The sequence below is a fragment of the Frankia sp. Mgl5 genome (assembly GCF_023242985.1).
GTDB lineage: Bacteria > Actinomycetota > Actinomycetes > Frankiales > Frankiaceae > Parafrankia > Parafrankia soli.
In genome coordinates, this window is record NZ_JALKFY010000796.1 from 32,909 (window position 1) to 43,356 (window position 10,448).

6 protein-coding genes are annotated in these 10,448 nt (G+C 73.7%); 3 read left to right on the forward strand and 3 right to left on the reverse strand.

Annotated features, from left to right (window positions below; genetic code table 11):
* A partial coding sequence (locus tag MXD62_RS28010; RefSeq protein WP_248832386.1) for a nucleoside-diphosphate sugar epimerase/dehydratase occupies positions 1 to 2,043 on the reverse strand: 2,043 nt, incomplete at its 3' end.
* A 115-nt stretch (positions 2,044 to 2,158) separates the two neighbouring features.
* Here MXD62_RS28010 and MXD62_RS28015 point away from each other — a divergent pair.
* The 3 genes from MXD62_RS28015 (at position 2,159) to MXD62_RS28025 (ending at position 7,670) form a co-directional block, all read left to right on the forward strand.
* A complete protein-coding gene (locus tag MXD62_RS28015; RefSeq protein WP_248832387.1) occupies positions 2,159 to 4,276 on the forward strand; it encodes a polysaccharide biosynthesis tyrosine autokinase in 2,118 nt (705 codons plus the stop codon).
* Between the two features lie 59 nt (positions 4,277 to 4,335).
* A complete protein-coding gene (locus MXD62_RS28020) occupies positions 4,336 to 6,240 on the forward strand; it encodes a DUF4012 domain-containing protein (RefSeq protein WP_248832388.1) in 1,905 nt (634 codons plus the stop codon).
* Between the two features lie 98 nt (positions 6,241 to 6,338).
* Complete coding sequence (locus MXD62_RS28025; protein WP_248832389.1) at positions 6,339 to 7,670, forward strand: hypothetical protein; 1,332 nt, start codon at positions 6,339 to 6,341, stop codon at positions 7,668 to 7,670.
* A 143-nt stretch (positions 7,671 to 7,813) separates the two neighbouring features.
* On the opposite strand, the gene MXD62_RS28030 is transcribed toward MXD62_RS28025, so the two are convergent.
* Positions 7,814 to 9,133 carry an FAD-binding oxidoreductase gene (locus MXD62_RS28030; protein ID WP_248832391.1) on the reverse strand — a complete coding sequence of 440 codons (1,320 nt, stop codon included), beginning with the start codon at positions 9,131 to 9,133 and terminating at the stop codon, positions 7,814 to 7,816.
* Positions 9,134 to 9,368: 235 nt separating this feature from the next.
* Positions 9,369 to 10,112: a succinate dehydrogenase/fumarate reductase iron-sulfur subunit gene (locus tag MXD62_RS28035; protein ID WP_248832390.1), complete on the reverse strand. Its 744-nt coding sequence runs from the start codon at positions 10,110 to 10,112 to the stop codon at positions 9,369 to 9,371.
* Positions 10,113 to 10,448 lie beyond the last annotated feature (336 nt).

The window sequence follows — 10,448 nt, forward strand, 5'->3', positions numbered from 1 at the left end:
GCCCCGGCCCGCGCGGGCGCGGTGGGCGCGGTGGGCGGGGCGGCCGGCCGGGCGGGCCCTTCGGGCCGGGGGGGGTGGGGGGGGGGGGGGGGGCGGGGGGGCCCGGGGTGCCGCCCGGGCCCGGGGTGGGGGGGGCCACCCGATCCGCGCCTCGGTCGGGCCGGGCTGGCTCGGTAGGCTCGGCGTGGGCTGGTCGGCGGCCAGCCGGGCCAGCACGGCCCGGGTCAGATCCGGTGCCGCGTACGGGTTGATGGCGCGGACCGCCGCCGGGTCCAGCGGCGGCACCGGCACCTGCGAGATCAGCGGATGCCGTGGCCGGCAGTCCTGCTCGCCCGCGCCGAGCAGCTCCTCGTGCAGCTTCTCGCCCGCGCCGAGCCCGGTGTAGACGATGTCGACCGGCGCGGGCGCGCGGGCCGCGATGCGGCGGGCGACGTCCGCGATGCGGACGGGTTCCCCCATGTCGAGCACGAGCGCCTCGCCGGCCGAGCCGAGCGCCCCGGCCTGCAGGACCAGCTGGACGGCCTCCTGGATGGTCATGAAGTAGCGGGTGACCTCCGGGTCGGTGACCGTCAGCGGCCCGCCTGCGGCGAGCTGGCTGGTGAAGACGGTCAGCACCGAGCCGTTGCTGCCGAGCACGTTGCCGAAGCGGACGCTGACCAGCACGCCCGGCGCCCGGGCCGCGACGTGGGCGGTGAGGCGCTCGGTGATCCGCTTGGAGTGGCCCAGCACGCTGGTCGGGTTGGCGGCCTTGTCGGTCGAGATGTTGACGAGTCGCCGCACCCCGCAGGCGGCCGCGGCCTCGAGTACGGACAGCGTCCCCCACAGGTTCGTCTTCACCGACTCGCCCGGGAAGCGCTCCAGCAGCGGGAGGTGCTTGAGCGCCGCGGCGTGGAAGACCACCTCGGGCCGGCGCGCGGCGAACAGCGCGGCCATCAGCTCGGTGTCGCGGATGTCACCGAGGACGATGGTGTCGTCGTCAAGCATTGCCCGCCCGCACAGGGAGAGCTGGACGGCTCTCAGCGCCGACTCGTCCCGGTCGAGCATGATCAGTTCGGCCGGTCCGAAGGTGTGGATCTGCCGGCACAGTTCGGAACCGATCGACCCGCCGGCGCCGGTCACGAGGACCCGGCGGCCGGTGAGGTACTGCTCCGCCACCGTCATGTCGGTCTGGACCTGCCGGCGGCCGAGCAGGTCGGTCAGGTCGAGATCGCGGATGTCCGCGACGCCGACGGTGCCGTCCACCAGGTCGACGACGCGGGGGAGCACCTTGACTGCCAGCCCTGCCGGCTCGGCGAGCGCGTTGATCTCCCGTAGCAGCGCTGCGTCCGCGCTCGGGATCGCGACGAGCAGGGTGCGCGCGCCGGTGGCGGCGGCGACGCCGGCGATCGCGTCCCGGCCGCCGCGGACCCGCACCCCGGACAGCTGCAGGTTCCAGGTCCGAGGGTCGTCGTCGAGCAGCGCGACCGGGTAGTACGGGCTGCTCCGCGTGCGCAGCATCGCGGTCAGCACCATCTGCCCGCCGTCGCCCGCGCCGAAGACGATCAGGGGCTCGGCCGCGTCCGGGGCCGGCCGACGCAGCCGCTCCTCCGTCAGCCTCCACAGGTAACGGACGCCGAACATCAGCACCAGGGTCACCGCCCCTCCGAGTGGCGGCACGCTGAGCGGAATCGGCCGGGGCGCGCCGAACACCAGCACCACGACGAGCACCCCGAGGACGGTGAGGGTCACCGCGACCAGGATGCCCAGCACCTCCTCGAACCCGCCGAACCGGTACCGGCCCAGGTAGAGGTGCAGCGCCGTGCCCAGGAAGTGGAGCAGGCAGGCGGCCAGGAAGACTATGACCCAGAAGCTCGGGTCGGCCAGCGCGGCCGGGTCGAGATCGAGCCGGCCGACCTGGGCGGCGGTAAACCCGAGTACGAGCGCACAGACGTCCAGGACGATCTGGAGCCCGACCCGCTGACGGAGATTTAGGCGCGACACGCGCCGTGCGACCGCTGTCGTCCACAGACCGTGACGCGATCCGTCTACTCTACGTCTCCACATGAGGTCATAGAGTAATTGCCACTGTGCGTAAATGGACGACTACCAGTACGGTACGTTGCGTCTGTTGAGTGTCACGGTGAGTGTTCGGGAGAGGTCCCGGGAGGGTGGTCGGCGAGTGGAACTGCGCGACTACGTGCGCGTCCTGCGTCGAAGCTGGTTGCTTGTGCTGACCTGCGTCCTGCTGGGAGGTCTGCTCGCGGCGACGGCGAACTGGCGGGCGGCCAGGATCTACGCGGCCACGGTGACCATGGTCGTGTCGTCCTCGGACGACAGCGAGGGCGCGGCTACCGCCTACCAGGGCGGCCTGCTGTCCCAACAGCGGGTCAAGTCCTACGCCAACCTCGTCGCCAGCGAGCGGGTGGCCGCGGCGGTCATCGAGCGGCTGAAGCTGGACGACAGCCCGTCCGATCTGCGTGGGCACATCCAGGCGCAGACCGTCCCGGACACCGTCCTGCTGCGCGCCGTCGTGCGCGACGCCGATCCGGCCCGCGCGCGGTCGATCGCGGACGCGGTCGGAGAGACGTTCTCCGAAGCCGTCGCCCGGATCGAGCGGCCGGCCGCGGACGAGCCGCCGTCGGTGCGGGTCAGCGTGTGGGAGCACGCCAAGCTTCCCACCACTCCGGTCTCCCCGCAGCCCGTGCGCAACATCGCGCTCGGCGTGCTGCTGGGCCTGCTGATCAGCATCGGCGCCGCGTTCCTCCGGCACCGCCTCGACACCAGCGTCACCGGAGAGGCGGACGCCAACAGCGTCACCGGGCTGCCGAACCTGGCAATGATCAACTATGACTCGAGCTCCGGGCGGCGGCCGCTGATAATCCACGCGGACCCGCACTCGCCGCGCGCCGAGTCCTTCCGCCAGCTCCGCACCAACCTGCAGTTCGTGGACGTCGACACCGCCCCCCGGTCGATCCTCGTCAGCAGCTCGGTGCCGGGGGAGGGCAAGACCACCACGGTCTGCAATATTGCAATCACCCTGGCGCAGGGTGGCGCCCGGGTTTGCCTGGTCGAGGGCGATCTGCGGCGGCCTTCCTTCGGTGAGTACCTGGGCATCGAGTCCGCGGCCGGGCTGACCTCGGTGCTGATCGGCGCGGCCGACCTCGACGACGTGCTCCAGCCCTGGGGCGAGGGCCGGGTCGGCGACGGCCGGGTCGAGGTGCTGCCGAGCGGCCCGATCCCGCCGAACCCGAGCGAGCTGCTCGGGTCCCGCAACATGTCCGACCTGATCGAGGTGCTCCACTCCCGCTTCGACATCGTCCTGATCGACGCGCCGCCGCTGCTGCCCGTGACCGACGCCGCCGTGCTGGCGACCCGGGTGGACGGCGCCCTGCTGGTCGCCCGGGTGGGCCGGACACGGCGCGAGCAGCTGCGCCGGGCCGCGGAGGCCCTGCGGGCGGTCGACGCGCGGATAATCGGAACGGTTCTCAACATGGTGCCAGCCAAGGGGTACTACTACGGGCGGTACGAGAGCTACGCGCCGCGCGCCCGGCACGCGCGCGCACCCGGGCTGAACTGGGCTCGCACTCCAGCCGCCCCCGACCGCGGCCTGCGCCCGGCCGGCGGCCGATCCGCGGCGACCGCCAGGCCGGCCTCCGCCGCTGTCTCCGCCTCTTCCCCCGTGACGTCGTCTCCCGGCCGGCCGGCCTGGCAGCGTTCGGTGTCCCGCCCGGGGAACGCCTCGCCCACCGGGTCCGCGGCCCAGGGCGCCTCCGCGTCGGCGGCACCCGTGAAGCCCGCCACGGGCGCCCGCAAGGCCGCGGCCGAGGTCGGCCGGACGGGCTCGCGGGCCGGGGCCCGGCTGGGATCGAGCTCGGCCGCCCGGAGCGCGGCGCGGGCGGCTGCCGCGCCGCCTGCCAGCCGCGCGGCCGCCCCACACGGGTCGGAGAGCACGCCCGTCACCGGCCCGGACCCGGCCGGGCCGGTGCCCGCGGGCACCGTGTCCGCGGGTGGTGGGCCGGGAGTATCCGCCCCGGGATCGGCGGCGGCGCCGGCGGCGAAGCGATCGGCCACCGCACGGCAGGGCACGCGGCAGCAGCAGGGCGCCACGGCGCCCGACTCTGGCTCGCCGGGGCCTTCGGGCTCGGCGCAGCAGGCATCTGATCAGGCCACCGAGGCCGGTGCGAACCCGCCGGTCGTCGAGATCGCCGCGCAGCGCGAACCGGGGGACCACACCGCGCCGCTCGCCTATGGCGCGGGCACGTCCGACCGCGGTTCCGACGGTTCGACAGGTCGGTGACGCAGCGGCCGACGGGGGAAGCGGAACGACCGGCCGGCCAGGGGGAACAGCCGGCTGGGGTGCCGGAGCAGCCGGCCGGGGGGAATGAGCTGCCGGCCGGGGGAAAGGTGCGGCCGGGCGACGGCGGCACCAGCCCGTCGCCGCGGCGGGAGTGGCGACCGGACCGGAGGATTGTGGCGGGCGGCGCGCTGCTGCTGGTCGTCCTGCTGATGGCCGGCACCTGGATCGTCGTGCGCGGCCTGCTCGCGCGGTCGCACCTGGAGGCCGCCCGGGCACAGATCTCCCGGCTGCAGGCCGCCGTCACGAGCGGGGAGGTTCCCGCGGGGGCCGAGCTGCGCCGGGCCGTCGACGAGATCACCGCGCAGACCGAGTCGGCCCGCGCGCTCACCGCCGACCCGCTGTGGTCGCTGGCCGGGCGTGTGCCGCTGGCGGGCTGCCCGTTGCGCTCCAGCGCGGCCCTCGCCGCCGCGCTCCACGATGTGGCCGCCGGCGCGCTGCCGCCGGTCGCCGAGCTGGGGGACCGGCTGGCCCCGTCCAGCCTGCGGTCGGGGATGGCGGTGAACGTCGGGGCGCTTGCCGCGGCGCGAGCGCCCGCCGCGCGGGCCCGGGCGGCCGTCGAATCGTTCGAGGCAGCGGCCCGGCGGGTCTCCGGCTGCGGGTGGCTCGGCGGCGCGGCCGGCCTCGACGAGGCCCGGGAGGAGGCGGTCGCCACCGGCTCCCGGCTGCACGGCGCGCTCGACACGTTGGTCCTCGCCACCCGGCTGGGCCCGGGGATCCTCGGTGCGGACGGTCCCCGCCGCTACCTGCTCGTGGTGCAGAACCCGGCCGAGTCGCGGGCGAACGGCGGCATCATCGGCGGGTTCGGCGTGCTGACGGCCACCGGCGGCAGACTGGAGCTCGACGACATCTCCGGCAACGGCGCGCTGCCCGGCGGGTCGACCCAGTCTCGGCCGGTAACCGCGCTGTCACCCGAGTTCGCGGCACGCTACGGGGCCTTCTGGCCGGCCAGGGTGTGGGCGAACGTCAACCTCACCCCGGACTACCCGAGCGCGGGGCGGCTCTACTCCCAGCTGTACCGCGCCGGCACCGGGACGGCGGTCGACGGGACGATCAGCATTGACCCCACCACGCTGTCCTACCTGCTGGCGGCCACCCGCCCGGCCGTCCTGCCCGACGGGCGGGTGATCACGGCTGGAGAAATCGTCGAGCTGGTCGAGTCCCGGGCCTACCAGGAGATCGACGACGTCGCGGCGCGGGACGACTTCTTCGCCGCGGTCGGCGAGGCGGTCTACGAGGCGGTCGTGTCGGACGCGGGTGCCGCGGGCGGTACGGAGAACCTTCTCCGGGCGATGGCTCGCGCGGCGCGCGAGGGCCGGCTCCTGGTGTCAAGCAACCACGCCGATGAACAGGAGTTGCTTTTGTCGACCGCGCTCGGTGGAGCGCTGCCGGAGACATCCGGCCCGTTCCTCGGGGTCGTCACGCAGAACGCCACGGCGAGCAAGCTCGACTACTGGCTGCGGCGCAGCACCACCTACCGCATGGAGCGCCAGCCCGACGGGACCGGACACGCGACGATCACTGTGCGGCTGACGAACGCCGCGCCGGTGGGTCTGAGTGACTACGTCCGCAACCGCGCGGACCTCGACGGCCCTGGGCGGCGGAACGAAGAAGCTCAGAACAACCTGTGGTTCTCCCTCTACACCGGGCGCGGGAGCTGGTTCGTCGACGCGCGCCTCGACGGCAGGCCGGTCGCGCTGACGTCGGGTGAGGAGCGCGGCCATCCCGTCCTGTCGACGTATCTGACGGTCGACCGGGGCCAGACGCGGACGCTGCAGGTGCGCGTCCTCGAACCGGTGGCTGGCCCGACACTCGCCGTTCGTGGCCAGCCTCTGCCGTTTCCCGAGCGGCTGGTGGTACAGGGGCTACCCGTCACCTCATCATGGTCGCAGAGAGTTGGAAAGTGAGCGCGGAGCGTTCTGGACGCTGAGAGTGACTCTCTGTAGTCTCCCCGTAGTCAATTATCCAACGGCTTGAACGGATCATGCTCAGGGAGAGTGTCTGAATGAAGTTCCGAACTCTCGGCGTCGCGCTGCTGGCGGGCGGCGGGCTGGCGCTCGCCGCGCTGCCGGCTTCACCAGCGGCGGCGATCGACGACGAAGGGCCTGGCGGCTGCTTCGGACCGACCGGGGAAGGTAGCGTCAGCAGCTCGGTCGTCCTGGTGGGCGAGCCGATCCATTTCAGCGGATGCGGCTTCGAGCCGTCGACATCGGTGAGAGTCGAGGTCAACGGAATCTACCGGGACGATGCCTCCGTCGACGACGACGGCTTGTTCGGCATCAACCTCACCTTCTCTACCGCGGGTGTCCAGACGATCACCGCAGTCGGTACCAGCCAGACTGGCCCCGGCACGCCATATCCGCCTGTTGGACCGGTGCTGCCGGCGCCGGTGGACCCGCCGCCCGATGATTTGGGGCTGTCGGACGTGCCTGGTGAGCCGGGACTGCTGGACGACTTCGGCGGGCCGGTCCTCCCGGATGCGCCGCCGGCCGCGACCGAGCCGGTGGCGCCGGATGTCGCCGCGGCTGACCCGGCGGTGCCGGGTGTACCCGGTGCGCCGGCAGCCGTGACCGAGCCGGTGGTCCCGGATGCCGCAGCGGCCGTGACCGAGCCGCCTGTGCCGACCGGTCTCAGCGTGCTGGACAAGGACAAGGACAAGGACTGGCCGGTGGGCGTGGCGGGCGAGCGCATCGTCACCGCCTCGGTGCTGGTCATCGGGATCGGTGAGCGCGGCATCACCGGTCTGCCCTTCGACCCGGCCCTGGTCGGGAGCTGGATCGGCGATTGGGTCCGTTGGGGCGTCGACGGCTTCGACAGGGACCATGACAAGAACCGCTCCTGCTTCGGTGACGGCTTCGACAAGGACCGCGGCAAGGTCGACGGTGTCAGGGATGACAAGATCGACGGTGTCAGGGACGACAGGTTCGGTGAGCACCGCGACGGCCTGGCCGCACCACTGGCCGACGGCTGGAACGACAAGGCTGTCCGGGACGACAAGGACGGCTGGAACGACAAGGACGGCTGGAACGACAAGGACGGCTGGAACGACAAGGACGGCTGGAACGACAAGGCTGTCCGGGACGACAAGGACGGCTGGAACGACAAGGACGGCAACGGTGACTGCATCATCGCCGGTGGTGTGGTCGGTGTCGGCGGTGTCGGCGGTGTCGGCGGTGTCGGCGGTGTCGGTGCGGGCGGTGCGGGCGGTGGGGCGCTGCCCTTCACCGGTGTCGAGACCGGTGCCATGGCCTCCATCGCCGTCGCGCTGCTCGGCGGCGGTGTGCTGCTGCGGGTAGCCGCTCGCCGTCGCCGCCTCACCGGCCGGATGCAGGGCTGACCCGTCCAGGCTGAGGAAGTGTGGTCCGGCACCGTGGGGGAAGAGGTGATCCGGCACCACCTGTGAACGGCTCGGGCCGCTCGCGTGAATCTCGCGGGCGGCCCGTCGCCGTTCCGTCGCGAACCGAGCCCCGCCGATGGCCGCTACCGGTGTCGCCGGGCCGAAGCGGCGGGGCGGGCCCAGCTGGTTGGACGGGGATAGGGGGTCGGGCGGCGCAGCGGGTCGAACGGGGCCAGCTCGGGCGGTGTCCGCCCGTCGACCAGCGCCTCAGCCACCAGCCGCCCGGTGATCGGGCCCAGGGTGATGCCCCACATCCCGTGGCCGCCAGCCACGTGCACCCGCGGTGAGGACGTCGGCCCGACGAGCGGTAGCCCGTCCGGCGTGCACGGGCGCGGGCCCACCCACTCCAGTGTCCGCGAGCGCAGGTCGACCCCGCGCAGCAGCTCGCCCGCGGCCGCGGCGATCGCGTCGACGCGGCGCGGGTCCGGCGCGGCGTCGGGACGGCGGAACTCCATCATCCCGGCGATCCGCAGGCCGTCCCCGATCGGGGTGCAGGCCACCCGGGAGGCCGGGAAGTAGATCGGCCCGGTGGGCGGCTTCTCCACCGCGGCGGTGAACGAGTAGCCGCGGCCGGCCTGCACCGTCGACCGCACCCCGTAACGGGCCGCCAGCCGGGGCAGCCAGGCGCCGGTCGCCAGCACCACCGCATCGAAGTGCACAGGTGGCTCGGTGTGGTCGGCCAGCGCGAGCACCACCCGGGAGCCCAGGTCGATGACCTTGTCGACGCCGACTCCCTCCCGGATGATCCCGCCGCGCTCGCGCACCGCGTCCGCCAGCGCGGCGACGAACCGGCCCGGGTCGCAGTAGCGCTGCCCGTGTACCTGGACGACGTGGGTGATCTGGTCGGAGAGCAGGGGAGCGAGGTCCCGCGCGGTCAGTGGATCAAGCGCGACCGCGTCCACCGGCTGGCCGCAGGCCCGGACGTCGTCGAGCTCGGCGAGCAGCGCGTCGGCGCCGCGCTGGTCGCGGTAGCAGGCCAGGAACGGGGCGGCGGCCCGGGTCGGCGCGGCCACCCCGCCGTCCGCGAGGTCGTCGAAGGTGTCCAGGCTGCGCCGGGTCAGCGGGGACAGCGCCCGCATCGCCGCCCGCCACCGGTCGTGCGTACTGTGCGCGACAAAGCCGGCGAGGAAGCGGCCGAGCGCCGGGTCGGCCGCCGGCGGCAGGTAGACGGGGCTGTCCGGCCGGAGCAGCATCCGCAGGCCATAGCGCAGCACGGCCGGTTCCGGCAGGGGCGTGGCCAGCCCCGGGGTGAGCCAGCCCGCGCTGCCCCAGGACGCGCCGGCCCCGCCCCAGACCGGACCGGGCGTCACCCGGTCGCGTTCGAGGACGGTGACGCCGACCCCGCGTTCCTGGAGGAACCAGGCCACACAGAGCCCGACCATGCCGCCGCCGACGACGGCCACGTGGTCGGGGCGTGGCCCTGCGGAGCGTGCCCTGGGGGCGGAGGAGATGACATGCGCGGGACGAGGGTCCACGACCGAAGATGTTCCCGCCCGTGGGCCGTTCAGCCCTCCGGCCGCCGAAACAGCCACCAACCGGGCACCTGCGGGCCACCCCGCCAGGTGGCGGGGCGGCCGGCGTCGAGTGGCGCAGGCGGGCGGGTGTCGGGCGGGCGGCGCGGTGTGGGCGGGACGGCGGCTACCGTCGGGTGACGGCCCGCAGGTACTCGCGGTTCAGGTTCCCGATGCTCGTCAGCGGGATGCCCTTCGGGCAGGCCACGGTGCACTCACCGGTGTTGGTGCAGCCGCCGAAGCCCTCGGCGTCCATGGCCTCGACCATGTTGCGGACCCGGGTCTCGCGCTCCGGGGCGCCCTGGGGCAGCAGGTTGAGATGGGTGACCTTGGCCGAGGTGAACAGCATCGACGACCCGTTCGGGCACGCCGCCACGCAGGCACCGCAGCCGATGCAGGTCGCGTTGTCGAACGCGGCGTCGGCGACGGGCTTGGGCACCGGCGTCGAGTGCGCCTCGGGCGCGCTGCCGGTGACCACCGAGATGTAGCCGCCGGCGCCGATGATGCGGTCGAAGCTGGAGCGGTCGACGACCAGGTCCCGCACGACCGGGAAGGCGCCGGCCCGCCACGGCTCGACGTCGATGACGTCGCCGTCGTTGAACGAGCGCATGTGGAGCTGGCAGGTCGTGGTGCGGTCACGCGGGCCGTGCGCCTGGCCGTTGATGACCACTCCGCACGCGCCGCAGATGCCCTCGCGGCAGTCGTGGTCGAAGGCCACCGGCTCGTCGCCCTCGAGGATGAGCCGCTCGTTGAGCACGTCGAGCATCTCGAGGAAGGACATGTCCGGGCTGACGTCGGGCAGGTCGTAGGTGACCATGGCACCGCGGTCCTCCGGGCCGCGCTGCCGCCAGATCCGAAGGGTGAGGTTCACGGTCGGGGCTCCTTCGAGTGCTGTGGGCTCGTCGCGCGGCGCGCGGACGTCCATGATCGCGCCGCCTGTGGCGCGGGGAAGACTGATGGCGGGAAGCGGGGGAGGGGCGCGTCCGGAGCGGCCGGCGGCCACTGGCTGCTCCGGACGGGACGTGCCCGCGGCCGCCCGGGCTCACCCGGTGGGACGTGTGCTGGCCGCCCCTGACAGCCCCGTCGCCGGCCGCCACCGTACCGCCCCACACCGGGGCGACGGGTGGCGGCCGACCAGGAGGATCACGAGTAGTTGCGCTGGGCCAGGTGGACGTAGTCGAACTGCAGCGGCTCCCGGTGCAGCACC

What these genes read in the sequence shown, in the direction of transcription:
- MXD62_RS28025 (WP_248832389.1), top strand. Translation starts at nt 6,339, where the DNA reads ATGAAGTTCCGAACTCTCGGCGTCGCGCTGCTGGCGGGCGGCGGGCTG.